This is a genomic window from Kordia sp. E (genome assembly GCF_056033805.1).
Window position 1 is genome coordinate 392770 of the sequence record NZ_JBRASR010000003.1, and the last position, 25011, is coordinate 417780.

At 32.1% G+C, this 25011-nt stretch carries 25 protein-coding genes; 6 read left to right on the forward strand and 19 right to left on the reverse strand.

All coding sequences use genetic code 11. From position 1 onward, the window contains the following. Positions 1–37: 37 nt before the first annotated feature. The 4 genes from ACUUYC_RS14915 (at position 38) to murA (ending at position 3777) form a co-directional block, all read left to right on the forward strand. Entirely contained in the window at positions 38–1342 is a 1305-nt protein-coding gene (locus tag ACUUYC_RS14915) for a T9SS type A sorting domain-containing protein (protein WP_474267019.1), read from the forward strand. 62 nt (positions 1343–1404) lie between these two features. Continuing rightward, positions 1405–1695, forward strand: coding sequence for a DUF493 family protein (locus tag ACUUYC_RS14920; RefSeq protein WP_474267021.1), 291 nt, complete (start codon positions 1405–1407; stop codon positions 1693–1695). Between the two features lie 102 nt (positions 1696–1797). Then, positions 1798–2448: a DUF4290 domain-containing protein gene (locus tag ACUUYC_RS14925; RefSeq protein WP_474267023.1), complete on the forward strand. Its 651-nt coding sequence runs from the start codon at positions 1798–1800 to the stop codon at positions 2446–2448. Between the two features lie 21 nt (positions 2449–2469). Beyond that, positions 2470–3777 carry a UDP-N-acetylglucosamine 1-carboxyvinyltransferase gene (gene murA, locus ACUUYC_RS14930; RefSeq protein WP_474267025.1) on the forward strand — a complete coding sequence of 436 codons (1308 nt, stop codon included), beginning with the start codon at positions 2470–2472 and terminating at the stop codon, positions 3775–3777. Between the two features lie 111 nt (positions 3778–3888). Here murA and ACUUYC_RS14935 read toward each other — a convergent pair whose 3' ends face one another. The 7 genes from ACUUYC_RS14935 to ACUUYC_RS14965 all read right to left on the reverse strand — a co-directional run bounded on the left by ACUUYC_RS14935 (position 3889) and on the right by ACUUYC_RS14965 (position 13512). After that, a complete protein-coding gene (locus ACUUYC_RS14935; protein ID WP_474267027.1) occupies positions 3889–6654 on the reverse strand; it encodes a CHAT domain-containing protein in 2766 nt (921 codons plus the stop codon). Between the two features lie 78 nt (positions 6655–6732). Further along, positions 6733–7377: a hypothetical protein gene (locus ACUUYC_RS14940; RefSeq protein WP_474267029.1), complete on the reverse strand. Its 645-nt coding sequence runs from the start codon at positions 7375–7377 to the stop codon at positions 6733–6735. 42 nt (positions 7378–7419) lie between these two features. Beyond that, the gene (locus tag ACUUYC_RS14945) at positions 7420–8382 is read right to left on the reverse strand and encodes a hemagglutinin protein (protein WP_474267031.1); all 963 of its coding nucleotides are present in this window, start codon (positions 8380–8382) and stop codon (positions 7420–7422) included. 10 nt (positions 8383–8392) lie between these two features. Further along, the gene (locus ACUUYC_RS14950) at positions 8393–10417 is read right to left on the reverse strand and encodes a hypothetical protein (protein ID WP_474267033.1); all 2025 of its coding nucleotides are present in this window, start codon (positions 10415–10417) and stop codon (positions 8393–8395) included. 25 nt (positions 10418–10442) lie between these two features. Beyond that, positions 10443–12158, reverse strand: a complete 1716-nt coding sequence (locus ACUUYC_RS14955; protein ID WP_474267036.1) for a T9SS type A sorting domain-containing protein — start codon at positions 12156–12158, stop codon at positions 10443–10445. 18 nt (positions 12159–12176) lie between these two features. Beyond that, complete coding sequence (locus ACUUYC_RS14960) at positions 12177–12728, reverse strand: hypothetical protein (RefSeq protein WP_474267039.1); 552 nt, start codon at positions 12726–12728, stop codon at positions 12177–12179. A gap of 10 nt (positions 12729–12738) precedes the next feature. Continuing rightward, a complete protein-coding gene (locus ACUUYC_RS14965) occupies positions 12739–13512 on the reverse strand; it encodes a DUF4412 domain-containing protein (protein WP_474267042.1) in 774 nt (257 codons plus the stop codon). A 104-nt stretch (positions 13513–13616) separates the two neighbouring features. Between ACUUYC_RS14965 and ACUUYC_RS14970 the strand changes: the two genes are divergently transcribed. Together ACUUYC_RS14970 and ACUUYC_RS14975 are read left to right on the forward strand one after the other, a co-directional pair. Continuing rightward, positions 13617–14159: an RNA polymerase sigma factor gene (locus ACUUYC_RS14970; protein ID WP_474267045.1), complete on the forward strand. Its 543-nt coding sequence runs from the start codon at positions 13617–13619 to the stop codon at positions 14157–14159. Next, positions 14159–14881, forward strand: a complete 723-nt coding sequence (locus ACUUYC_RS14975; RefSeq protein ID WP_474267047.1) for a hypothetical protein — start codon at positions 14159–14161, stop codon at positions 14879–14881. The genes ACUUYC_RS14970 and ACUUYC_RS14975 overlap by 1 nt, the downstream gene beginning before the upstream one ends. A 78-nt stretch (positions 14882–14959) precedes the next feature. Here the strand turns inward: ACUUYC_RS14975 and ACUUYC_RS14980 are convergent, their stop codons facing one another. The 12 genes from ACUUYC_RS14980 to ACUUYC_RS15035 form a co-directional block, all read right to left on the reverse strand. Continuing rightward, positions 14960–15760 (reverse strand): OmpA family protein, encoded by an 801-nt coding sequence (locus ACUUYC_RS14980; protein WP_474267050.1) that lies wholly within the window; start codon positions 15758–15760, stop codon positions 14960–14962. Positions 15761–15897: 137 nt separating this feature from the next. Further along, positions 15898–16857, reverse strand: coding sequence for a fasciclin domain-containing protein (locus tag ACUUYC_RS14985; RefSeq protein ID WP_474267052.1), 960 nt, complete (start codon positions 16855–16857; stop codon positions 15898–15900). A 188-nt stretch (positions 16858–17045) separates the two neighbouring features. Further along, positions 17046–18788: a T9SS type A sorting domain-containing protein gene (locus ACUUYC_RS14990; protein WP_474267055.1), complete on the reverse strand. Its 1743-nt coding sequence runs from the start codon at positions 18786–18788 to the stop codon at positions 17046–17048. Positions 18789–18831: 43 nt separating this feature from the next. Continuing rightward, complete coding sequence (locus ACUUYC_RS14995) at positions 18832–20130, reverse strand: cryptochrome/photolyase family protein (RefSeq protein WP_474267057.1); 1299 nt, start codon at positions 20128–20130, stop codon at positions 18832–18834. Beyond that, positions 20120–20608 carry an SRPBCC family protein gene (locus ACUUYC_RS15000; protein ID WP_474267059.1) on the reverse strand — a complete coding sequence of 163 codons (489 nt, stop codon included), beginning with the start codon at positions 20606–20608 and terminating at the stop codon, positions 20120–20122. The genes ACUUYC_RS14995 and ACUUYC_RS15000 overlap by 11 nt, the downstream gene beginning before the upstream one ends. 6 nt (positions 20609–20614) lie before the next feature. Beyond that, a complete protein-coding gene (locus ACUUYC_RS15005) occupies positions 20615–21076 on the reverse strand; it encodes a TspO/MBR family protein (protein WP_474267061.1) in 462 nt (153 codons plus the stop codon). A gap of 3 nt (positions 21077–21079) precedes the next feature. Then, positions 21080–21763 (reverse strand): SDR family NAD(P)-dependent oxidoreductase, encoded by a 684-nt coding sequence (locus ACUUYC_RS15010; RefSeq protein ID WP_474267064.1) that lies wholly within the window; start codon positions 21761–21763, stop codon positions 21080–21082. 105 nt (positions 21764–21868) lie between these two features. Further along, the gene (locus tag ACUUYC_RS15015) at positions 21869–22069 is read right to left on the reverse strand and encodes a hypothetical protein (RefSeq protein WP_474267067.1); all 201 of its coding nucleotides are present in this window, start codon (positions 22067–22069) and stop codon (positions 21869–21871) included. 4 nt (positions 22070–22073) lie between these two features. After that, entirely contained in the window at positions 22074–22775 is a 702-nt protein-coding gene (gene folE / locus ACUUYC_RS15020; RefSeq protein WP_474267070.1) for a GTP cyclohydrolase I FolE, read from the reverse strand. Between the two features lie 112 nt (positions 22776–22887). Next, positions 22888–23166 carry a TIGR03643 family protein gene (locus ACUUYC_RS15025; protein ID WP_474267073.1) on the reverse strand — a complete coding sequence of 93 codons (279 nt, stop codon included), beginning with the start codon at positions 23164–23166 and terminating at the stop codon, positions 22888–22890. After that, positions 23163–23588 (reverse strand): hypothetical protein, encoded by a 426-nt coding sequence (locus ACUUYC_RS15030; RefSeq protein WP_474267075.1) that lies wholly within the window; start codon positions 23586–23588, stop codon positions 23163–23165. The genes ACUUYC_RS15025 and ACUUYC_RS15030 overlap by 4 nt, the downstream gene beginning before the upstream one ends. Next, the gene (locus ACUUYC_RS15035; RefSeq protein ID WP_474267078.1) at positions 23585–25009 is read right to left on the reverse strand and encodes an SDR family oxidoreductase; all 1425 of its coding nucleotides are present in this window, start codon (positions 25007–25009) and stop codon (positions 23585–23587) included. Before ACUUYC_RS15035 ends, ACUUYC_RS15030 begins: the two co-directional genes overlap by 4 nt. Positions 25010–25011 lie beyond the last annotated feature (2 nt).

The following is a 25011-nucleotide window of genomic DNA, read 5'->3' on the forward strand; positions in this document are numbered from 1 at the left end:
TAACTTTCGCTAGATTTAAAACCTTACAATTTCGTTTATGAAAACTAGTTTTACGTTTATAATTTGCTTCTTGTTTGTGTGGAATGGTTTTTCACAATCTTACACCAGTTATCAAACAGGGAATGTAACAGATATTGTTACAAATCCTTTAGGTGGATCTTGTTTAATGGGCGGATCAACAGAATCTGATGATGCGATGCAATGGTTTTTAGAACGCGCAAATGGAGGCGATATTTTAGTACTTCGTGCTAGTGGTTCGGACGGTTATAATAATTATATGTATTCTGATCTTGGAGTCACGGTAAATTCTGTGGAAACGATTGTATTTAATAATAGCGACGCAAGTTCTGTAAATTATATTCATCAAAAAATTCAACAAGCAGAAGCAATCTGGTTTGCTGGTGGTGATCAATGGAATTATGTTTCTTACTGGCGAAATACGGAAATTCAAAATTTAATTAATGACGCTATTAATAATAGAAATATAGTAATTGGTGGTACAAGTGCTGGAATGGCAATTTTAGGAAAACATTACTTTTCAGCAGAAAATGGAACGATTACGTCTGCACAAGCATTAGCGAATCCGTATGCTAATGACGCAACTGTTTCAAGCGCTCCGTTTTTAGAAAATTGGTTTTTAAATGATGTTATTACAGATACACATTATGATGATCCCGATAGAAGAGGTCGTCATGTAGTATTTATGGCGCGTATATTAACTGATAATAGTAATGCAGGTATTTTAAATGTGAGAGGAATTGCTTGTGATGAATATACAGCTGTTTGCATTGATGAAAATGGTTTGGCGCGTGTATATGGCGATTATCCTTCATTTGATGATAACGCTTACTTTATTCAACCAAATTGTGAACTTACGGACATGATACCAGAAACCTGCGAACCAAATACATCTTTGCACTGGAATAGAGGCGGAGAAGCTTTAAAAGTATATAGAATCAAAGGAAATACTGGCGGAACTAATACATTTGACTTAAGCGATTGGCAAACTGGTTCTGGAGGAATTTGGGAACATTGGTCTGTAAATAATGGAACATTTGTCGCTTCAGCAGGAACAGGGATTAATTGTATTTTAAGCGTTGGTGAGGTAGCAGAAAACACATTGGAAGTCTATCCAAATCCTATTAAAAATCAACTTAATATATCTTCTGAAAAGCCAATACAATCAGTAGAATTGGTAGATGGTTTGGGAAGATTAATTCAAAAGCAAGAAGGATCAGGCGAACAAACAATATCTTTAAATGTATTACAACTGAGTTCAGGAACATATTTCTTAAAAATTAGAGTAGACAATACAATCCGAATCAAAAAAGTTATCAAATAGTTAAACTATAGAAAGTTTTCAAAGAAGCTGTATCTTTGCCGTTCATAAGAAAAAAATACAGCATGAGTTCAAAAAACGATACAGCAGCGTTTTATGCCAAATTAAAAACACAATTAGAAGATACTACAGAATTCCCTTCACTTTATATGTATAAATTTATTGTTCCTTCTAGTGAAGAAAAAATAAAGCAAGTACATCAAATATTCGACAATATTGGAGCAGTTATAGACACTAAACAATCTTCAAAAGGAACCTATACTAGTGTAACAATTACCGTAAATATGAAAAGTGCGGATGCGATTATTAAGAAATATAAAGAAGCAAGTGCTGTAGAAGGTATAATTTCTTTATAATGAGCAGTGTTTTATAGAATTTTTTACTATTTTGCAATCACAAAATAATCTTCACGAGAACTTTATTTTACTTCATTATTTACCTTACAAACAAATTTCATTTTGATTGACCAGTTAGAGTATAACACAGAGCGTAAACGATTGATTATTCCAGAATATGGACGACATATTCAAAAAATGATCAACCATGCTATAGACACAGAAGATGCAGAAGAACGCAATAAAATAGTAAAATCTATTATTGGCGTAATGGGGAATTTACAGCCACACTTACGTGATGTACCTGATTTTCAGCATAAATTATGGGATCAATTATTTATCATGTCAGACTTTCGTCTAGATGTTGATTCACCATATCCAAAACCTTCGCGAGAAGTATTACAAGAGCGTCCACAACCGCTTGGGTATCCTCAAAATTTTCCAAAATATCGTTTCTATGGAAATAACATCAAACGTATGATTGATGTTGCCAATAGTTGGGATAAAGGTGAAATGAAGGAAGCATTAGAATTTGCAATTGCAAATCATATGAAAAAATGTTACCTCAATTGGAACAAAGACACTGTTGAAGATTATGTGATTTTTAGACATTTACTTGAATTGAGTAACGGTGAAATTGACCTTGCTTCAAGAGAAGAAAGTTTATCTGATGCTTCAAACTTGTTAAAGCAAAAGAAAAAGTTTTCTAACAACAACAACAAAAATCAACAGCGCAACAAAAATAATAATCGTAACAATAGAAAGCGTTACTAACAAAATTCATTACTATATTTTATGGGGACTTTTAAGATTGAAGGTGGTCATCAGTTAAAAGGAAGTATTCAACCGCAAGGAGCAAAAAACGAAGCTTTACAAATTTTATGTGCAGTTTTGTTGACTCCAGAAAAAGTTACAATTAGTAACATTCCTGATATTGTTGATGTAAATAAATTAATCATGCTTTTAGGAAACTTAGGTGTGAAAATTCAGAAAAACGGACCAGGTTCCTATACGTTTCAATCAGATGATATCAATTTAAAATACCTAGAATCTGAACAATTTAAAGAAGAAGGGCGCGGATTGCGTGGTTCTATTATGATTGTTGGACCGTTATTGGCACGCTTTGGAAAAGGATATATTCCTAAACCTGGAGGTGATAAAATTGGTCGTAGAAGACTAGATACACACTTTGAAGGTTTTATAAAGTTAGGAGCACAATTCCGTTATAACCGAGAAGATTATTTCTACGGAGTAGAAGCTAAAAAACTGAAAGGAACTTACATGCTTCTTGATGAAGCTTCAGTTACTGGAACTGCAAATATTGTAATGGCTGCCGTATTAGCAGAAGGTACAACCACAATTTATAATGCCGCTTGTGAACCATATTTACAACAACTATGTAATATGTTGAACAGAATGGGCGCAAAGATAAAAGGTGTTGGTTCTAACTTATTGGTGATTGATGGTGTAGAAGAATTAGGTGGCACGGAACACAGAATGCTTCCAGATATGATTGAAATTGGAAGTTGGATTGGATTGGCTGCGATGACGCGAAGCGAATTAACAATCAAAAATGTAAGTTGGGATGATTTAGGTCAAATTCCTGATGTATTCAGAAAATTAGGAATCACAATTGAACGTAAAGGTGATGATATTTATGTGCCAGAACATAAGGATGGTTACGAAATTCAAAACTATATTGACGGATCAATCTTAACAATATCCGATGCGCCTTGGCCAGGGTTTACACCTGATTTATTAAGTATCATCTTAGTAATTGCAACACAAGCACGTGGAAGTGTTTTAGTACACCAAAAAATGTTTGAAAGTCGTTTATTCTTTGTAGATAAACTAATTGATATGGGCGCAAAAATTATCCTTTGTGATCCGCATAGAGCAAGTGTTATTGGACATGATTTCAAATCACAATTAAAAGCTACAACAATGGTTTCTCCGGATATTAGAGCTGGAATTTCATTATTGATTGCCGCTTTATCTGCAAAAGGAACATCAACGATTCATAATATTGAACAAATAGACAGAGGTTACGAAAACATTGACGAACGTTTACGAGCTATAGGAGCAAAGATTGTTCGTTTGTAATTAAATCTCAAATAAAAATATTCAAAAAGAATTATTAGGCAACTAGTAATTCTTTTTTTGTTTGATGAATTTGAGTTTGAAGTCATAGTTGCTAACTACTCGTACTATTATTTATAAGAATTTCTTCTTTCTCCAAAATAAAATAAGGAGTGACAAAATTGACATAAATCCAATTAGAATATATACTGTATAATTGATTTCAGATTGTGGAAAAGCAACAGGATTATTTGTTCCATTGATAACAAAACCTGCCCAATAAAATGGAGTTCTAAAATTTGGATCATCAGTAGTTTCTAAATAGTGAAGTTTTGCCAATTGTAAGGCTTCAGCTTTTGTTTTTCCAGCTTTTAATTCTGTATAAAATTGGAGCATAATTTTCTGAGTTGCATTATCCGGAACACTCCATAAACTTGCAACTGTTGTTGGAACTCCGGCTTGTGTAAATGCACGATGTATAGAAATCATTCCTTTTTTTACGTCCAAAACACCATCTCCAGTATTGCATGCGCTTAAAACAGCCATATCGGCTTTTAAATTCATACCATATAATTCTTCTATGTATAATTTATTATCAGTATTCCCTTCTGTGAATAATAGATAACTAAGTTCAGGAGTTACAGGATCTACATTTGCATGCATTGATAAATGCAATAATTGTGCGTTTGGCGCATGATTTTTAAAGTTTTCTTTCGTTGCTGAATAATCAGAAAAGGAAGCATTTTTAAATAAATTGGCGAGTAATTCCGATTCCTTCTTTGCGCCATTTAAACGATATTCATTGCCTCTTGTGACTTCAACAACTTCTGTATCTGCAATTTCATCATACGAAGGTGTGAAAATCATAAGATTAGAATCTTGTTGATTTTCATTGTTAACTACAGTATCGTGTTGTAATAAAGAAAGATATGGAGTATAAATAACGGTTTTATCTTCTAACAAATAACGATTAGTAGTACTTTTTAAGGTTTCAAAAGGAAGTTTAAATAGATAATTATCAGGCACAATATTTAGATGTTCAAATGAAAGTGCTGATGTTGGAATTAATTGTTGATATAGTTTTTTTGAAATTTCATCATTAATTATTCTATTAGAAATGCCAGAAACATAACTTTTTACTTGTGTTGAAATAGTTGAAGAGGTTCCAAGATTTAAGAGTTGAATGTTACTTTTGTTAATTACAAATACATACAATGAATCTTGGATATTTTCATAGCGAAGAACCACTTCAGAATCATCTAATTTATTCTGAAAATCAGTAGTCTTAAAGTTTGATAATGCTAATTTGGAATGGTTTGGGTATTGGTCTTTAAAACTTGAGTTTAATTGTTCTAACTTTAATTCGAGTGCTAAAACAATACTATCTTGTTGTTGCTTTCTGGCTTTGACCAATTGACTTCTAAGTTCAACTTCTTCATATTTATAATCATCAATAAAAGTAAGTTCTGAATACTCTCTATTTTGTAAAAATTCTTGCCAGTCTAAAGTATTCTCTATGTTTTCAATAGTTTCCAATAGCTTAGGAATTGTCATTCCGTGTCGTTTATCAGATTCTTTTGTAGTAACAAAATTAGAGATAATACGTTCAAATAGTTTTCTGACTTTAGGTGTTGTTAGTTTATTTTCAATAGAATTTTTAAACTGTACTAATGCGAGTGTATTTAATTGTACAATAAGCTTTTTTGTTTCTATATTAGTGTCTCCTTGTTTTTTAAAGTCATCTGATAAATCTAGGAACATAGATGCATATTCCAGTAGTTGATATGGTTTGAAATTAGAAAAATCTTTTTTTAAGTTTTCTTCTCCAGTATGGAATATCATCACCATTTTATAGACTTCTTTTCGGGCTTCTTTTACTTTATTCATGCGTAATAATAGATGAATACGTTGTGCCCTGTTATAAGCCATTCTTGTTTCTTTTTCTCTGGAAAAATTGATGAGCTTTATATTGCTCTCTATTGCTTCGTTTAATTTATTTTGAAATATGAAGACTTCATTTTTTAAATACCAAGCTATTTTTTTGTAATGGTCAGTTAAGTTATGTTGCTTGTCGTATGACAATACATTATTCAAATGGAAAAGCGCTTTTTTAGCACTATTCTTTTTTCCTTTTTTTAACCTATAAAGATAGAATTCTGACATTCTATTTTGTGTATTCAGGAATTTAGAAGCTCTAAGAATTTCAAGATTAGCATTGATAGGTCTGTTTATATATAGTTCTTTATTTTTATCAAAAATCGCTGTCATTATACTTTCGTCAATGTCAGTATTTTTATAAAAATCTAAAATAGTGCCATAATAATTACTTTTGGTTAAATAACTTAAAGTGTGTTTGTTTTCATTAAAAACTTTTTGCGTCTTTTCTAGGTATGATTTTGCAATAGTATTTTCTCCAAAACTTTTAGAAAGAAATGCAATTTCTCCATAGGTATTTATCAATATAGAAGGAGATATGTTTTTAGTATTCTCGATCAATGAACTTGCTTTCTTAAGTTTTTTGTAAACAATAATGTTTAAGCCTTTTATACTTTCAATAGTTGTACTTTCTGAGATGGCTAATATTCTTAATGCTTTACCATCTTGTGAATTTGGACACATCTGAATAGCGTCTTCGTATGCTTTTCGTGTGTCTAATAAGTTTGCAGAATAGCTGATAGCTTCTGCTTTGTAAAACAATACATTTGCTATAAATAAGCTATCGCTTAAAGAGTTCTCTGTAGTATATTTTTCAATTTCATTACTAATGCGTATTACATTTTTAGCATCATAATTGGAAGAGTATTCATCAAGTACATTTAAGATGCTGTCTCTTTCTTTTGTTTGCGCTAATGCAGATTGAAAAAAAGAACATATAAGAAGAGTAATAAATAGGATGCGCATGGTTTGTTTTTAAGAAATTGTAAGATAGTTATTTTCCAATCGCAAAGAGTTTTATATAAAATCCTTTTATCATGAGTTTTACTTTGTACGGTTGTCTTTTAAGAAATTATAATTCAAATCTACAGTAGCAGTAAACGGAACATAGTTTTTTTCTTTCCAATCGCCTTTAAATCCTTTTCCTTTAAAAGTAATTTGTAGTTGATTGTCCGAAAGTTTTTCCAAACGCATGTCACCAGATGCTGACTCGTATTCTTCATTTGTAGTTTTGTTATGATATGCTAATTGAATACTTCCTTTAGCGATTTGATCTATTAATTTAGTATCTGAGAAATCGACTACTAGTGTAGTTGGGGCAAAAGTTTTCTCATTTAAATTATTGAACAAATCTTCTCTATTAATAATCACAGATACATATTCATTACGATCGTCTCTAGTGAAAAATAGAAATATGGCTTTACCATTTAAAAAATGTACGGTACTTTTTTTGCCGCTCCAACTGTTTATGTTTAACGCTTTGTTGTCCATTGTTGCTTCAAAATTTCCTGTTACTTTTTGTTTTGCCAACTTTTCTTCAAACGCATTAACTTCTTTTTGTATGGCAGGTAATTCCTTTACTACTTCTAGGACTTCTTGTACGTTTTTATCGACTGCTTTTTGCTCTTCTGCGTTTCTTCCACAAGAGACTAAACAAACGATAAGTATTATTTTTATAATTGATTTCATCGTTTTTTGATTTATTATTTTTTTATAAAAAGGAATTATTTTTTAGTTTTCTGGTAATTCTTCTTGTATTTGATAGGTGCTAAAGTTTAAGAAATTTCCTGGATGCGCTAATACATTTTGAAGAATTAAAGGTGAATCTGGTTGAGTTCCTGTGTATTGCGTTTTACCATCCATATTTATATCGTGAATGTTATATCCATTTACGATGTATGTTGGAAAATTAAGGAAGTTCCCTGAGTCATTTAAAACTTCCGATAAAATGCTAGGAACATCAGGATTAGTCCCTGAATATTGCACGATATCATCTCCATTTACATTTCCTGCCCAGAGTGCCATATCATTAGTTGCCAATTGTACTTGTGCATTAGATCCAAAGGTTAAAAATGTACTGTCTGTAAAATTGACTGTTGTTGTGCTTGCTTCTATAAGTGCAATTGGGTTCGCAGACATTACACTTAAATGATTACGGTGTTTAATGACTACATGATGATTGCCAGGAGATACATTTAATACCAATGTGGAGCTACCATCTAATGCAACGACATCTCCATCGCGTTGTAATAATGCTGATTTTGATGCAACTATTTTTGTAGTATCATTTTCAGATCTTAATTCTACCCAAACCCAATCTACAATAGCATTGTTGCCTGTAACAGTAAATACCGAAGCATCTACAATAGCATTATCTGCATATGGACTTGTAGTTGGTATATAATTATTAGAACGCAAGTCGTCATTCATTAAACCCGCATTATTAGTGTTAAACAACGGACCTTGTAAAAACACAATAGGATCTATTTTAATTTTAAAACTTGGAATTATAAAACCTTCAGAAATTTGAAAGCTTCCAGAGAGTTCCTGAATGTTAGTTTCACCAATACTATACACTAATTGTAAATTGGAAGCTGTACTTGATGCGCCACCTGAGTCTATGGAGCTTCGTTCTAAAATTTGGCCAAAGCTAATACTACTACAAAATAAAATGATGAGTTTTAAATACTTCATAATGCTACTTTTAATGTGTGTAATGTATTCTAACTTGTTTAATTGCTGTATCGGAAGTTCCAGACCATGAACCACCCGAAACGGGTTTAATACGTACATAATAAGCTCGGTAAAGGTTCGCGTTAAATCCAGAAATAGGAAAATTTACATTATTCGCAGTAGCAATTCGGTTTGCAGGGCTGTAACTGTCGGTATTTAATTGAGTTCCTACCACAAAAAATGCTTGTGTATTATTGTTAGAAGCATCAAATTGTTGAAATCCTATAGTAAATTCTAACGAACGCCCTGAAATTGTATTAAAGTCTGTATAAATAAATTCTACAGCTGTTATGGTAGCATCTTTAGGAAATTGTATAGGAGCGTAAATTTCCGATACATCACCCGGTACGTCAATATAAGCGCCATCAATTCTATGTCTTGTCATTGTAATACCACCAACTATATTTTCTTTATTAAAATCAAAAGGAGTAATGACTAAAATATCACTTTTTTCAGTAGTTGTTGCTAAAAGATTTCCACTAGCATCAACAGTAACATTACGTGTTCCAGTTCCTGTTAAATTATCAATATTTACTACTCCAGAGTTCATTATTTTAAACGCTGTATTTCTATCATGAAGACTACCATTTCCAACCATAAACTTTGCATTGCTATCATCTACATTATAGGAACCTACTGCGACTGAACCAGTACCTGAGGCAATTGTGTCATCACCAAGAGCTGTAGAAGCCACACCAGAAGCAGTAGTATCCCAGCCAAGTGCAGTTGAGTAGCTTCCCGATGCTTCACTCTGTAATCCCATTGCTGTCGAAATTAAACCTGTAGCTTGTGTTCCATCACCAGATGCAAAAGCTCTATTACCAGAAGCAGTTGTATTATATCCAAAAGCCGTTGCTATATTCCCTGTGGCACCACCTGTAGTTGATGATACATAATTAGCAGAAAAATCGACGGCATCTATACCAATATTACCATAATTGTTTGCATCTTGCCCAATTAATCGCCAACCATTTCCATTGCCTTCGTCGAGTTGTTCTAATCCTGTGCTAGTAGTTCCTGCATTGGCATCTACGTAGGCTTTTGTAACTAAAGCATTATTTTGTGTAATTTCTGCTATATCTAAATCATTAGCGATGATATTTCCATCAGATTTTACACTTAATACATTTTTTCTAGTTGTATCATCGGCACCGTTTCCAATAATAAATAAAGCATCAGTTTCAACTTCATTCCATTTTCCTAACACCGTTTGTGCATTGATTTGATTACTAGATATATTTCCAAAACCTGCCACTAAAGAATTAGAACCATTTACTGTATTTTGACTTCCTAAAACTAAAGCGTTTGAGCCAGCGACTTGATTATTTACACCAAAAGCAGTCGAAGCAATTCCATTTGCAGTATTGTTTCTTCCACCTGCAAATGAATATAAACCACGATTTGAATCATTCCATTGTGTTCCATCAACTGCACCAGCTCTAAAAGCGACTTTCGTTTTATCAAAAAATAAGCGGCTGTCTAGGTTGATATTATTTTCATCTTCAGTGCTAGTGCTCCCTACTACAAAATCTGCATTTGTATTTACTGCTGTAATTCTATTTGGTGCAGATTCTGAGAAAGCACTAATATCTCCTGACGGACTTACTGTTTCTGCATGTAATGCATATGGAACTGTTTTGAATTCTGTTGTCCCAAAATCAACAAAACCACTTCCTGTATCAACTTCTGTTTTTACAAAATGTGTATCAAATCCCCAATTTATGGTTTGAAAATCTCCTGAAATATTTAGTCCTTCTCCAATACTTACAATCACAATTCCGTTTGCATTCGTTGTCGTTGTATGTGTTTCTTTATATATTTCATTGATCCCCATATTACCTTCTAGAATGGTAAACTGAACTGTAATTGCTTGATTTGCTAACGGAGTTCCGTTATTGTCCGCAATGACAGCTTTATAGTTGATACCGCGTGATTGCGAAAAAACTGTTCCCATACAAAAAAGAATCAGTAAAAGAAGTGAGTATTGTGTTTTCATTTGTGAGTTCATTTTTTAATAATTACTATTCTTTAATAATTTTTTTAGTGAACGTTTTATTATCAGTTTTTATATTTAAAATGTAAACTCCTTTAGCAAGATCTCTAACATCAATTATATTATTCTGTTTGTCAAAATTAAAAGTCATTTTTTGCCCTCTTACATTGTATAGTTTTACCGATTTTATAGCATCTTTATTAGAGAAATTAATTTTTAGTGCTGAAGATGTTGGGTTTGGATAGATAGAAATTTTCTCCTCCTCTATAATTTCAGTACTCAATGTGTTGTCTGATATTTTCCATAATTCTGATCCTTTATCTACGTTGTTAATTTCAAAAGAAGCACTTATATATAAGTTTTCATTAAAGACAATAGGCCTAAGAAAATCAGTGTCTACATCTGTTGCCGTTGTGTTTGGTGGTGAAATTTTTATTGGAGTGTTCGTCAAGTCATATACATATAGGTTTCCTAATGTTGCATTACTAAAATCATTCGTAGTAAAGAAAAGCTTGTCATTGTGGCCAATAAAATAGTTGTATTCGTTCATAGAGTTTCCAGAAGTATTTAAATCGCTAATCATATTAGTACCAGAAGCCGTTCCATCACTCTCCCAAGGTTCTAAGTTGTCTACAATATTTCCTCCGTTAAAACTGTCAGTAGCTTTAAAGTATAATTTGTTCTGGAATACATAAAAAGTTTGTTGTGTACCATCTCCTATGGGAATAGACCATTGGTTTCCTGTTGAATTTATATCTAAAAGCATTTCAGTACCTAACTCAGTTCCATCCGTAAACCAGATTTCTCTACCATGAGTACCATCGTCAGCCAAAAAATATAACCTATTGTTAAATTCAGTAAATTTTGCAAAGCTTCCAATACCTCCTATACTTCCAGTATTGATATCTTTTACAAGTAAAGTTCCGGCCAGTGTACCATCGGTTTGCCAGAGTTCATCACCATATGTATTATCTTCTACATGAAAATACACGATGTTATTAAAAACTGTCATTTCTCTTGGAAACGAATTGGAAGAACCAGGATTAATATCTTTAACTAATGTTGTACCAGCTTGTGTACCGTCTGTTTTCCATAATTCTCTCCCTAAATTGGCTCCATTTGAGTTTCTACCTTCAAAGATTAGAGAACCATTATAGACGCACATGTCTAATTCTATTTGAGAACTAAACCACATTTGAGCTAATGTTGAAATGGGTTTTGTACCAGTATTGGTTCCATCAGATTCATACAGATACGTATTAGAAGCTCCAGGTTCATCTGCTATAAATACAATTTTATTGTTAAAGATTGTAAAAGGTTGGTAGCCTGAAACTACTCCGTCTCCAACACCAGTTAAAATATCTTTAACTATTACTGTACCTGCTTCAGTACCATCTGTTTTCCATAACTCTCTACCCTCTGCACTGGTTTTGGCAGTAAAAAACAATTCACCATTTAATACAGTTAATCGCCTAGGATCTCCACTATTTTGCTGAAAAAAACTTGTGCCAGTATATAGGTCTTTTACTAATACTGTACCAGCTTGTGTTCCGTCTGTTTTCCATAATTCTCTACCAGAATTATCATTAAAGGCATTAAAGTAAATTTCTCCATTAAATTCTACAAAACTATGTGGAGAAGAGTCCCCATTGGAGTTAGGATTTATTTCTAATTCTTCAAAGTTATATTGAGCATTTGCATGTAGCCCTAAAAATAAGAGAAGTCCGAGTAGTATTTTTTTCATTTTGATATTTTTTTGATATTATTTCATTTTAGATTCGTTCACAGAAAAAGTAACTTTTACAGTGGTTTTCATCGTTTTTTCAGATCCATCATCCATGCGAATGCGCATGGTAAGCGTTTCTTCAAAATGACCAGAAACGGTTCTACGTTTTTTGACAATTCCTTCTTTCCAAGGAGAAATTTTTGTGATGGTTGTTTGCGTACAACCAGTAAAATCACCATCAATACGTTTGTACGATTTAGTATTATTCAGATCAATAAAATTCAAGCTTCCACAGCCCGAAGTATTTTTTTTAGGCTTGTGTGTTCCAGCGACTGCTTCCTTCAAAAAATAACGATTGATATAATGCACTTGAAAACCATCTTTGGTCATTAATTTAGAAGCGTTTACGTTGCTTACACCTTCAAATAATTCAAGATTGGCTTGACTTGCATAGTTTCCTTTTTCAGGATAAAATGTGTGTGTCCCTTTTAATGGACCATCACTAAAAGCAATAGTTATGAAGTGTTTTTTACTTTGTGAAAACGCTAGAGTAGTGCATAAAAAGAATAGAGTGTATATAAATTTCATAGTTTTATTTTTACATTGATTGATATACGTTTGTGTCGATTTTTACAGTTGTGTTGGTATCAAGTTTTACTACTTTAATAGTACCACTTTCGTTGGAAGCTTTATACTGTAACTCTAGTACAAAACCTTCAAATGGACCTTCTTTTTTCATTCCAAGAATCGGTACAAATTTTTGATTGATCGGGAAGTTTTTTGTAACCCACGCATGTACTTTTCCACCTTCGTTTTCATATGTATATTCATGACATGTATATTCAAGAATAGTTTTGGTACGTCCCGTTTTTGTTAAATCGTTGTGCTGTGTTATTTTGTCTGCGTAATCGAGTTGTCCTAGCTCTTCTTTAGATACTTTCTTTTTTATTTTCATACCAGGCATGTCCATAAACATCGTACTAGAAGTTGGAGTCATGACGACATATACTTTTCCGTCATTATCATCACCTGCATTGTCAAGTTTCATACAAATAACTTCTGAGTTTTTACTATCAAAGAGAAAATCGATTTGTGCTTTTTCATTGCCTTCAGTTTGTATTTCGAGCGTAATGCTTTGATTAAATGTGTATACACTAGATGTCTTATTTACGTTCGTTGTTTTTTTCTTTCCTAAAACTTTATCGAGCATAGTATCAGCGGCTTTTTCAGCTTCATCCATTGCTTTTTGTTCTACTTTTTCCTCAACCTTGTTTTCTATTTTGTTTTGAATGCGTTTTAGTAGTTGTGCATTCGATATTTGTGTTGTTAAAAAGAAGCTAATACAAATGCTGAGTCTAAAAATTGTTTTCATGATTATTACATTTCGTTTCCTCTTTATATATTTACAACTGAAAAGGTTAACATTTTTTCTTTTTTTATTTTTTTTGTTAACCTTTTGTTTTGATTTTGCACTGAATGGAAAAGAAACAATTAGATTTACAATCGCGATTGCGTAACGATGACAAAAAAGCACTAGGAGAAGTTTACCTGTCTTTTAAAGAGGCTTTTATAAATTATGCAAAACAATATGATATAGATATAGATACAATCTTAGATATATATCAAGAAGCAATTATTGCCATGCATCAAAACTTTGTTACAAAGCAAACAGTACTTAAAAATAGTACTGTAAAAACATATTTATTTGGAATCGGGAAACATAAAATTTATGATTACTTGAAAGCAAATAAAAAAATGTTTGCACTCACAGATACACCTTTACATACAGTTGTAGAAATAAATATAGAAGACGAAGTGCCAACAGCTAAACAGAAGTTATTAGGACTGAATTTCAATAAGCTAGGCGATAGTTGCAAAGAGATTCTAAAGCTATTTTACTATAGAGGATTTAGTATAAAAGATATTGTTTTTCACACACATTATAAAGATGAAAATACTGTAAAAAGTCACAAATCAAGATGTCTTAAGAAGCTTACGACATTCATACATAAAAACTAATGGAGCAGGATATATTAATACAAAAATATTTGGCAGGGAAACTCTCAGAAAAAGAAGAGTTGCACTATATTGAATTAATAGAAAAAGATGTAAGTTTTGCCGAAAAAGTAGCTAAACATACAGATTTACAAAAAGCAATTCAGGCTAGTGAGCGTGAAGAATTAAAAACATACTTACAATCATTAGAAAGTGAAACCACAAAAAAAAGGACTCTATTTTTCAATAAAAAATGGTTGGCAATTGCAGCAGCTTTTATGCTATTAATTAGTATTGGGTATTATCAATTGACAATTAATAATGCTTCAAACGAACTGTATGCAACATATTTTGAGCCGTATCCAAATGCATTATATCCAATTACTAGAGGAAATAATAAAGGGGAGAAGGCGCAACTATTTGCGGCGTATGAAAACGGAGATTACGAAACTGCATTACATGGATTTAAAAAAATGCTTGATAAGAAGTATGATGTAGATATTCAATTTTATTATACAATGAGTTTACTGAATTCAGGAGATATCGAAACGGCTTACAAAAATTTGCAAGCTTTAAAAAAGGAAACCACTTTATTTACACCGCAATTATATTGGTATAGTGCATTGATAGCATTAAAAAAAGGCGACAAAAAGCAGGTGATTGTACAATTAGATTCTTTAGATAATCTTAAATCTGGCTATAAAATGAAAGAAAGTATAGATTTATTAAAGGTGTTAAATAATTAGTTGTTTTAATAAGAGTTTATTCAAAAAAGTACTATCAAATAGTTATAGTGAACTTATGTTATGAGTTGGGTCAAAATATCAATTCTTCGTAACCATAATTTCTACACGTCTATTTGCGCTACGATCTCGACGACCTTTTTCAGGAAAACGTAAAGGAGCTTTAAAAGCATATCCTTTGTAGGTTAAACGTTTTTTTAAAATACCTCTACTTATAAGATATCTATAAATAAAATGAGCTCTATCAACAGAAAGTGTAGTAGTTCCAGTATCACTATTCAAGGCATCTGAGTCATCGTCGCCTCCACAACATACATGACCTTGAATCTCTATATGTACTTTTGGATTACGTCTTAAAAACTGAACAAGTCTCTCAAGTTGTTTTTTTGAAGTTTTTATAAGTGTTACTCTTCCTGTTTTAAAATTGATTTTCCCTAATTCATAGGATTTTCCTATTTGAAGCTTTTCGACAGGAACAGCATAAATGTTTTCTTTACGTTTGGTGATTTTTGGTACATGATCATTTTCTGAAATAGTGATGGAAACCTTACGATGTTTTTTTACACCAATACGTTCGTTTTTCTTTACATCAGGTGGCAATTCACCTTTTGCTTCTTTTTCAATAGAATTGATAAACGATTTGTATGACGCTTCTAAATAATCATATACGGCGCTAGCTCTATTTTTGGATAATTCTAAATTGAAGTTTTCTGTATCAACAAAATCTGTATAACCTTTAATCATAAAGTTATACGTCTGAGTACTGTCTAAATTTGCTATTTGCTCATTGATTGTTTTCTGATGTGCTTTTGACAATGTAAACTTGCCTAAATCAAAATAGACTTCAAACTCTACATGTTGTGCTTGACAAAAAGAGAGCATGAAAAAAAATATAATAATTGGCAATGGTTTCATGAGTGAGACATTTGGGATCAAAAAGGTACAAAATTAAACCAAAAAAATAAGGATAACTATTCATTTTAGTTATCCTTGTGTTTTAAAATAATTTAGACTTACTATTATGAGCCTGGTAAAATAACCTTGTCCACAACATGAATTACACCATTCGCTGCTTGAACATCTGTAACGATAATGTTACCGGTTCTATTATTGGAGTCAGTGAAAGTAGCTCCGCTAACTGTATTAATTGTAAAATTGTCTCCTAATGTATTTACTGTCATGCCATCTGTTAAAGTAGTAGACAATACATTAGCTCCAGCTATTACATGTGTATTTAAAGTAGCTTCTAAAGTTGCTGTTGCAATATCTCCTAATGCGGTTACATTTAACTCTGTTAATAAGTCAACAAATGCTGCATCAGTTGGGGCAAATACGGTAAATGGAGCAGGTGAGGTTGTAGAAGAAAGTGTAGTTACGTATGTGAAACTATTTTCTCTAGTCAATGCTTGAACTAAAATTCCAAATGTAGCGTCAGCAGTAGCAAATGTCACTACAGTTGGTAAGTCAATAACAGTGTTTACTGCATGTATAACTCCATTATCAACAGAAATATCTGCTGCAGTTACCATAGATTGCCCATTAAGCATTACTCCTGAAGTAGTATTGACATACATACTAAGTTTATTACTAGTAGTAACCTCTTCTGCTAATGTTTTGATATAACCTGTACTCAAAGAAGATGAATTGTTTGTACCATTTACAACATGATTTAATAATACTTGAGTTAATACATTTGTAGGTACATCATCAAGACTTGCAAAATTGTTAGCGCTTAAGAAGGTGTCAAAAGCAGCATTATTAGGAGCAAAGACAGTGTATTCAGTTGTTCCAGCTAATACTGAAGTTAAATTAGCTCTTTCTAAAGCAGCTAATAGAGAACTGTAATCAGAATTTGCACTTACAAAATCTGCGATTGTAATACTGGTAACGGCTGTATTGTTATCATCGTCACTACATGAAGTTAATGCGAATAGGGAAATAATAATAGCCATTAAAATTGAAGTTGTTTTCTTTTTCATAACATTTTTTTTATTTAACGATCGGTACAAATATATTAATTTTGTTTAATCATTTTTAAAAAAGTATAAACAAAATATGTTAATTGTTTGTTAAAACAGCATAAACGTTAAACAAAAAAGAGAAAAGACATGCGTTAGCATGCCTTTAATTATAAGTTTATATTGCCTGAAAAAGGTGCAACCGTGAGTTATTTCTTTACTAATTTTCTAATGTATGAACCTTTACTAGTGTTTATATTTACAAAATAGATTCCATTAGATAATGACTCTAAGTTTAGATTTAAAATAGTGCTAGAAGTAGCGTTTGCTGTAAAATTACTGATTTCCTCGCCAGTGATTGAATTTACTTTAACTGAAACATCGATTGCGTTATTTGGTAGTTGTATTGCAACTTGACCAGAAGTCGGATTTGGAAATAATACAATGGAGTCTTTTTTAAATTCTTCATTTGATAATGGAGCACTTCCTTCAGTGATTGTTAATAGTTGATCAATGGAAGGATTTAAAACTTCATCAACTGTACCTGAAGGCCATTTTACAACGACTTTAGTAATAGAAGTATTAGTTGCTAAGCCAAAATGAGTTGTTAGTGAATTCATAATTCCATAACTTTCTCCAGAACGTACTTCTCTGATTTGCGTTCCCCATGAACCATGAAGCTCTATACGCGCACCAATACCATTTGGATTACTCGTAACACCTTCTAATGCTATTTTACTCCAATGATTACTATTTCCATTATTTGTAAATAAAATATCTGCATCTGTAGATGGACTATTGAATCCAGAAGCAAATCCAGCAACGATATCCATAAATCCATCATTGTTTAAATCTCCAGTAGCTGCACTTTGAATATTTAATCCAGAGGTTGGAAAAGGAGCAGTCATGGCAGTAAATGTAAGATTACCATTATTTTTAAATAGATAATGTGATCCTGAAGCTGTTCGTGTAGTCAATAAAATATCTACAAAAGTGTCGTTGTCAAAATCTTCAGCAATTATTTGTATTCCAAATCCATACGAATCTAGTTCTGTAAGAATTCCAGAAGTAGCGGTAATGTCAGTGAAAGTTCCATCTCCATTATTTCTATATAAATTGTCACGAATATCATGGTTGATGATAAAACAATCCATATCTCCATCATTATCAAAATCCTCAAAACTTGCTGCCCACGATTGCCCCATAGGTTGTAATCCGGCTGCACTTGCTACATCAGTATAATTTCCACTACCATCATTTTGAAAAAGTAAATTTAACCGTCTTCCATCCATAACATCAGTAACGCCCAATCTACATTTTGAGATGTATAAATCTTGATCACCATCATTATCATAGTCTGTCCAAATACTTCCATAGTTTCCTGAGTTATCAGATGCAACTGTAGAAGTAGCATTTATGAGTCCAGTATCATGAGTCATAGTACCACTTCCATCGTTATTATAAGCAGCAGAAACGCCATCGTCATGACAAGCAAAAATATCAATAGATCCGTTATTATCAATATCAGCAAAATTTATATTCTGTAAAAATATACTTGGAGTACTTAAGTTTGAAGAAGTTAAGGCACTACCAGAACTATTTGCAGTCAATAACTTTAAATTATTATAAGCACCTCCAACAATAATGTCATTATAACCATTGTCATCTACATCTGCAATTGCAAATCCCCATTCGCTACCTGACCCAGTACTTCCAAATGTGTAATTGGTGAACATTCCCGAAGCTTGTTGGTATTCTATTTGAAGATCACTTGCATTACTAAGTCGTATAATATCGTCTAATTGGTCACCGTTCATATCAGTAACACCAATAGCTACACCACTTTTTAAAGTGGAATTCGTTAAAGAACTAGATCCGTTGGAGAAAGTGACTTGACCAAAGCAACTAATTGAAAATAATAACGTAAAAATAAAAGAGTAGGAATTTTTCATGAGCATATTTTTTCCTCTTAAGATATGCTTTTTTTGGGCGATATTATGTTAAACCTTTTTTATACGTTTCTAAACAGCGTTCGCGTGCGTATTTGTGCTCAACAATTGGTTGTGGATATGTAAATTCTTGATAATCAGAAGCCCATTTTTTAATGTAACCATGTGCTTTGTCAAACTTTTGAATTTGCGTTGTTGGATTAAAAATTCTAAAATATGGAGCAGAATCGCAACCAGTTCCAGCAACCCATTGCCAATTTCCAACATTCTGCGCTAAGTCAAAGTCTAAAAGCTTTTGAGCAAAATATGCTTCTCCCCATTTCCAATCAATTAATAAGTGTTTGCATAAAAAACTTGCCGTAATCATCCGCACTCTATTGTGCATGTAACCAGATTCATTGAGTTCACGCATGCCAGCATCTACTAACGGATAACCAGTTTTTCCTTCGCACCAAGCTTTAAAATCATCTTCATTATTACGCCATTTCACGCCATCATATTTGGATTTAAAGTTATGCGTTACGGACTTTGGAAAATGCCAAAGAATTTGCATAAAAAATTCGCGCCAAATCAATTCCTTCAAAAAAATAGTATTTTCAGATAACAATCCATTTTGAACACATTTCCGAACGCTAATCGTTCCAAAACGTAAATGAGGACTGAGTCTAGAAGTTCCTTCAATAGCAGGGAAATTACGTGTATCTTCATAATTATCTACAATATTCGCTGTCATATTATAAGGCAGCACTTTAATGTCTGAAGTTGTAAATCCAATATCTTTTAAGGAAGGAAAGTCAAAGGAAATTTTAGCAAAATTATCATAATGAGAAGCACAGTTGATACTTGTGTAATCTTCTTTTGTTAGTTTCGTTAACCATTTTTTAGAAAAAGGCGTATATATCTTATACGGTTTTCCATCTTCTTTAACGATATCATCACGTTCAAAAATTACTTGATCTTTATATGTTTTAAATTCAACATTTTGAGAAGATAGAAATTCGTTTATTCCTTTATCTCTAGCAATCGCATACGGTTCGTAATCATGATTTGTATAGACTTCAGTAATATTATGTAGCTTGATTAACTCTTTAATTGTGTCAATAGGATTTCCATGTTTTACCAATAGGGAAGAACCTAGTGTTAAAAGTGTGTTATGTATCTTTTGGAGTTCTTCATGAATAAAATTTACACGAGCATCATCTTTTGCTAATCTATCTAAGATATCTTTATCAAATATGAATAAAGGAATTACTTTCTTTCCTGAAGTTAATGCATGGTGTAATCCGATGTTATCTTCTATTCGTAAGTCTCTACGAAACCAAAAAAGCACATAATTATCCTTCATAAGCGCCAAATAATTCAGTTAATTTTTTAGTACGATATTCAAATATTTCTTTGAGTTTTGGTTTTACAATAATTGGATGAACAAGCCTTCCAAGAAAACCTAATGGTATTTTGTAATCTATAATATCTTCCATTTCAACTCCGCCTGGAATTTCTTTTATAAAATGTTTATGATGCCACATAGTATAAGGTCCAAAACGTTGTTCATCTACAAAATAATGTTGATGTTTTACATGTGTAATTTCGGTAACCCAATGTGTTTTAATATTAAGAATTGGAGTTACAATATATTGTATTATCTGCCCAGAATACATTGGACCAACATTCTCTGTGAGAATATCAAAACTCATGTAATCAGGAGTTATAGTTTTTAAGTTTTTAGGATTTGATAAAAAATCCCATGCTTTTTCAAGAGATATGGGGAAGTTTTGTTTGCTGTGCAATCGATAGACAATTCCTTTAGTACTAAATTTTTGCATGATTTTTTAGTTGTTGAATAGAATATAACCATTTAAAGAAGTGGCTACAATCAACCATATAATATAAGGTGCTATGAATAGTGTAAATTTCTTTAATTCAGATTTGTAGTTGAATGCTATAAATGAAACGATTACTAATAGTAAAATTAGATTTATCAATCCTAATGCTATCATATGTTGATTAAAGAATACGTAGTTCCAACTTACATTTAATACAAATTGTACCGCAAAAAGAATGGAAGCATTTTTTATGTTTTTTACTGTTATAAGTTTAGCCATGTAAACAGAAAAACAAATCATAATAGTTGTCCATGCAAATCCAAATACCCAACCTGGTGGCGTCCAAGGTGCTTTGGCCAATTCTAAGTACCAAGATGTCTGTGGTCCATTATTCATTAAAACCATTCCAATCCCTAAAGCACTAAAATTAATGATTAGGAATAATACAAGTCGAATATAAAACTTCATTTATTATAATTTAAGGCTAACAATTCCGCAATCAATCGTGAAAACTTGCCCGGAAACTGAACGTGACTTATCAGAGATTAAAAAGTCAGCCATATCTGCAACTTCTTGTGGTTCTAAAAATTTCTTTAGTGGATGCCGTTCCGCTATATTTTCTATCATCTTATCATTTCGTAATAACTTACTTGCTAAATCAGTATTTGTAATTGTCGGTGCAATTGCATTTACACGAATTGTTGGTGCAAGCTCAGCTGCCAACGATTTCACCAATCCTTCTACAGCTGATTTTGCTGCAGAAATACTTGCGTGAAATGGCATACCTAGTTTAGTAGCTACTGTACTGAAAAGGACAATATTTGGATTTTCTCCATTTTTTAAAACAGGTAAATATTTCTGAATTGCCTTTACAGCGCCAATTACATTAATATCATAATCCTTTTTGAAATCGTCAATTTTTAAACGTGAGATTGGTTTTAAGTTGATACTTCCTGGGCAATATACTAAAGCATCAATGGCTTCAATATCTGGAAGTTCATCTTCTAAAACATCACAAGTGTAATGTGTGAAGTTGGAAGCATGGATTTCTGGACTAGAACGACTAATATTTAGTACGTTATGATGTGTTAGTTGCGATTTTACAATTGCAGCACCAATACCTTTACTTCCTCCAATTATAAGTATATTTTTCATTTATAATTTGATATTATTAAGTGCCAATTATAATAATACGTAGCAATGTTAACAGTAAATATAACTCTTAACAGTACTACGTATTTCTATAAGTTTTAAATTTGTTTATAAACGCTTCTCGTACTTACGTTTTAAGGTTGTTAGCCTTTTCATCATCTCCATAATAGCTGGATCTTTCTTCTCCTTGTATATTTCATTTAATCCTAAGATCAATCGTTTTGCTTCGCGTGAAGCCGAAATTTTATCACTCCTTGATATGAACTTTGTATTTTCAAAAGCCATAACGTCTGAAAAAATAGGTGCCATAAGTTTAATTATTTAAAAAGTTTTGTAATTCTTGAATTTTTTCAGGTGTATTAAAAACACCTCCATAATATGATGTAATTGTTGTAGAAGAATCATCTTTGACTCCTCGTGAAGAAACACATAAATGTTTCGCGTCAATAATTACAGCAACATCTTCAGTTTGTAAAACATCACGTAATTCCATTGCGATTTGATTGGTCAGCCGTTCCTGAACCTGTGGTCGCTTTGCATAATATTGCACAATCCTGTTAAGCTTCGATAATCCAATTACCTTCCCCGAAGATATATAAGATATGTGAGCTTTTCCCATAATTGGGACAAAATGATGTTCACAATTCGAGTAAAATAAGATATTTTTCTCAATTAGCATCTGATTATATTGATATTTATTATCAAACAGGGCTATTTTTGGTTTATTTTTTGGATCTAAACCAGAAAAAATCTCTTCTACATACATTTTGGCAACTCGTGATGGAGTTCCTTGTAATGAATCATCTGTTAAATCTAACCCTAAGGTTTCCATGATTTCAGAGAAATGATAGGCAATCTTTTGCTTCTTCTCTTCATCAGAGGTTTGGAAAGCATCTGAACGCATGGGAGTTTCCATACCTGTCAGGATATGTTCATCTCCAATTTCATCATGATTGAATCCATTTATTGAGACTGAACTACCATTTAGGTGATCTAAAACGTCAGCAGTTTTCATAAATTTTAAAAATGTTTAATTATTTAATTATAAAGTTAAACAAAACAACGATAATATAAAAGATTCTTCGCCAAAAATATTGATACTAGTATAGATAAAAACTATAATGTTATTAGCGTTTCGATATTTTGTTATTATTTATACTTCTTTGTCGTGAACACTTGAAGCGTCCTTTCAAAAAATCACGTTTTTTTTCATGTTTTGTATTTCTTCCAGAAACACGCTTTCTCCAAAGCTTGAAACTAGACCTCCTTAAGTTAGTTCGCATTAAGTCAATGACTTCCTGCTCTTTGAGTCCAAATTGAAATTTTATTGCATCAAAAGTTGTACGATCTTCCCATGCCATTTCTATAATGCGATCTATTTGTATAAGATTTAAATTGTGCTTCATCCGTAATATTCTGTTGTATTTAAAGCTATATTTTTTTGAGTAACCATTTTTTCAATAAATAATTTATTCTCTACGAAAAATTTATTTTTTTTGAATTGAATAAAACTTCCATCTGCATGAATGCTAAAAAAAGATGATGTATAAATATTCAATTTGTAATACGGAATCATCCACGAATAGGTTTCAAGTTTTTTATGGATATGCACTAAAATTCCTTTCGGACGTAATTCGATATTTCCATAATTTAAATCATCAACACGGTTTAAGTATTGTTTAAATTTTGGACTCGTATCATGAATAATCATTCGTTTTGAACCTATTCCATTTAACTTGATGCGCTTCATTATAGAGAACGAGGTTCCCAAATGTGTATCAATCAACTTTTCAATTTCTTTATCAGTATAGGTCGTTTTGATAATCATTTTTTCTTCACCAATTTGTTAATCATTCCATTAAAAATAATTCCGTGAAAAGGCAATACGGCATACCAATATATACGTCCCAAAATTCCTTTAGGTCTAAATATTGCACGTTGATGCAATTCGTTTTTTATAATTTTAAATTCAAGCCAAGCTTCTCCAGGTAAACGCATTTCTGCAAAAAGTAACAATCTTTTTTCTTCTTTGTTGGCATATAATACGCGCCAAAAATCTAATGGATCGCCAGCATTGAGTTTTGTTTGATGTGTACGTCCGCGACGTAATCCAATACCACCAAATACTTTGTCTAGATATCCGCGAAGTTTCCAAAGAAAGTTTGCATAATACCAACCAGTTGTTCCGCCAATTGCCCAAATCTTATCGAGTGTATCTTCTTCGTCTATAATTTTGCGACGTTTAATATCTTTAAAACAACCATATTCTGGCACTTTTATATAACGAGATATTTTTTCGCGAAAGCGTCCACTAATTAACGAATCCTTCCAACTAGAAATCACACCATTTTGTTCAATCTTGATAAATGCACGTTTTACAGCTTCTTTGTACGGAATTGGTTGAATGCCTAATATTTCATTAATATCACTTGGCTTCCCAATGACTTCAACTTTCATACTATCTACCAAATTGATCGCGAGTTTGTATGAAGTTGTTGTTATGAAATACAACCAATACGATGACAATTTTGGAGTCATTACAGGAACTGAAATTATGGTACGTTTAAAGTTTCTAACTTCTGCAAATTGCAACATCATTTCTCGATAAGTCAAAGTGTTTGGTCCATAAATGTCATAAGACTTGTTATATAAATCTTCGTTTCCAATCGCTTTGGATAAGTATGATAATACATCTCTAATGGCAATAGGTTGCGATTTGGTTTTAATCCATTTTGGAGCAACCATTATTGGTAATTTCTCGGTTAAATCTCTTATGATTTCAAAAGAGGCGCTTCCGCTTCCAACAATGATTCCGGCTCTAAAAGTTGTTAATGCATAAGAGCTAGAATGCAATGTTTCCTCAACATTTTTTCGCGAAAGCAAATGCTTTGATAATTGTTTATCATTTACAATTCCACTTAAATAGATGACTTGCTTTACGTTGGTTTGTTGTTTTAAATACGTTTTGAAATGTACAGCACAATCATATTCCATTTTTTCAAACGCTGACGAAGACGACATAGAATGAATTAGGTAATAGGCAATGTCAATATCTGTTGGAATTTTGTATAAACTAGAAAGATTTAAAAAATCAACTTCTATAATATCTATACGTTCATGATTTGCAATTTCGTCAGGAACACGTTGTTTATCTCTTACACTGCAAACTAGGGTATGACCCAATTCCAATAGAATAGGAATCAGTCGTTTTCCAATATAGCCAGTTGCACCTGTAAGTAGAATTTTCATTT

Coding starts and splice junctions, on each gene's coding strand:
- ACUUYC_RS14915 (WP_474267019.1), top strand. CDS start 38: ATGAAAACTAGTTTTACGTTTATAATTTGCTTCTTGTTTGTGTGGAAT.
- ACUUYC_RS14920 (WP_474267021.1), top strand. CDS start 1,405: ATGAGTTCAAAAAACGATACAGCAGCGTTTTATGCCAAATTAAAAACA.
- murA (WP_474267025.1), top strand. CDS start 2,470: ATGGGGACTTTTAAGATTGAAGGTGGTCATCAGTTAAAAGGAAGTATT.
- ACUUYC_RS14935 (WP_474267027.1), bottom strand. CDS start 6,654: ATGCGCATCCTATTTATTACTCTTCTTATATGTTCTTTTTTTCAATCT.
- ACUUYC_RS14940 (WP_474267029.1), bottom strand. CDS start 7,377: ATGAAATCAATTATAAAAATAATACTTATCGTTTGTTTAGTCTCTTGT.
- ACUUYC_RS14945 (WP_474267031.1), bottom strand. CDS start 8,382: ATGAAGTATTTAAAACTCATCATTTTATTTTGTAGTAGTATTAGCTTT.
- ACUUYC_RS14950 (WP_474267033.1), bottom strand. CDS start 10,417: ATGAAAACACAATACTCACTTCTTTTACTGATTCTTTTTTGTATGGGA.
- ACUUYC_RS14955 (WP_474267036.1), bottom strand. CDS start 12,158: ATGAAAAAAATACTACTCGGACTTCTCTTATTTTTAGGGCTACATGCA.
- ACUUYC_RS14960 (WP_474267039.1), bottom strand. CDS start 12,728: ATGAAATTTATATACACTCTATTCTTTTTATGCACTACTCTAGCGTTT.
- ACUUYC_RS14965 (WP_474267042.1), bottom strand. CDS start 13,512: ATGAAAACAATTTTTAGACTCAGCATTTGTATTAGCTTCTTTTTAACA.
- ACUUYC_RS14970 (WP_474267045.1), top strand. CDS start 13,617: ATGGAAAAGAAACAATTAGATTTACAATCGCGATTGCGTAACGATGAC.
- ACUUYC_RS14975 (WP_474267047.1), top strand. CDS start 14,159: ATGGAGCAGGATATATTAATACAAAAATATTTGGCAGGGAAACTCTCA.
- ACUUYC_RS14980 (WP_474267050.1), bottom strand. CDS start 15,760: ATGCTCTCTTTTTGTCAAGCACAACATGTAGAGTTTGAAGTCTATTTT.
- ACUUYC_RS14985 (WP_474267052.1), bottom strand. CDS start 16,857: ATGAAAAAGAAAACAACTTCAATTTTAATGGCTATTATTATTTCCCTA.
- ACUUYC_RS14990 (WP_474267055.1), bottom strand. CDS start 18,788: ATGAAAAATTCCTACTCTTTTATTTTTACGTTATTATTTTCAATTAGT.
- ACUUYC_RS14995 (WP_474267057.1), bottom strand. CDS start 20,130: ATGAAGGATAATTATGTGCTTTTTTGGTTTCGTAGAGACTTACGAATA.
- ACUUYC_RS15000 (WP_474267059.1), bottom strand. CDS start 20,608: ATGCAAAAATTTAGTACTAAAGGAATTGTCTATCGATTGCACAGCAAA.
- ACUUYC_RS15005 (WP_474267061.1), bottom strand. CDS start 21,076: ATGAAGTTTTATATTCGACTTGTATTATTCCTAATCATTAATTTTAGT.
- ACUUYC_RS15010 (WP_474267064.1), bottom strand. CDS start 21,763: ATGAAAAATATACTTATAATTGGAGGAAGTAAAGGTATTGGTGCTGCA.
- ACUUYC_RS15015 (WP_474267067.1), bottom strand. CDS start 22,069: ATGGCACCTATTTTTTCAGACGTTATGGCTTTTGAAAATACAAAGTTC.
- folE (WP_474267070.1), bottom strand. CDS start 22,775: ATGAAAACTGCTGACGTTTTAGATCACCTAAATGGTAGTTCAGTCTCA.
- ACUUYC_RS15025 (WP_474267073.1), bottom strand. CDS start 23,166: ATGAAGCACAATTTAAATCTTATACAAATAGATCGCATTATAGAAATG.
- ACUUYC_RS15030 (WP_474267075.1), bottom strand. CDS start 23,588: ATGATTATCAAAACGACCTATACTGATAAAGAAATTGAAAAGTTGATT.
- ACUUYC_RS15035 (WP_474267078.1), bottom strand. CDS start 25,009: ATGAAAATTCTACTTACAGGTGCAACTGGCTATATTGGAAAACGACTG.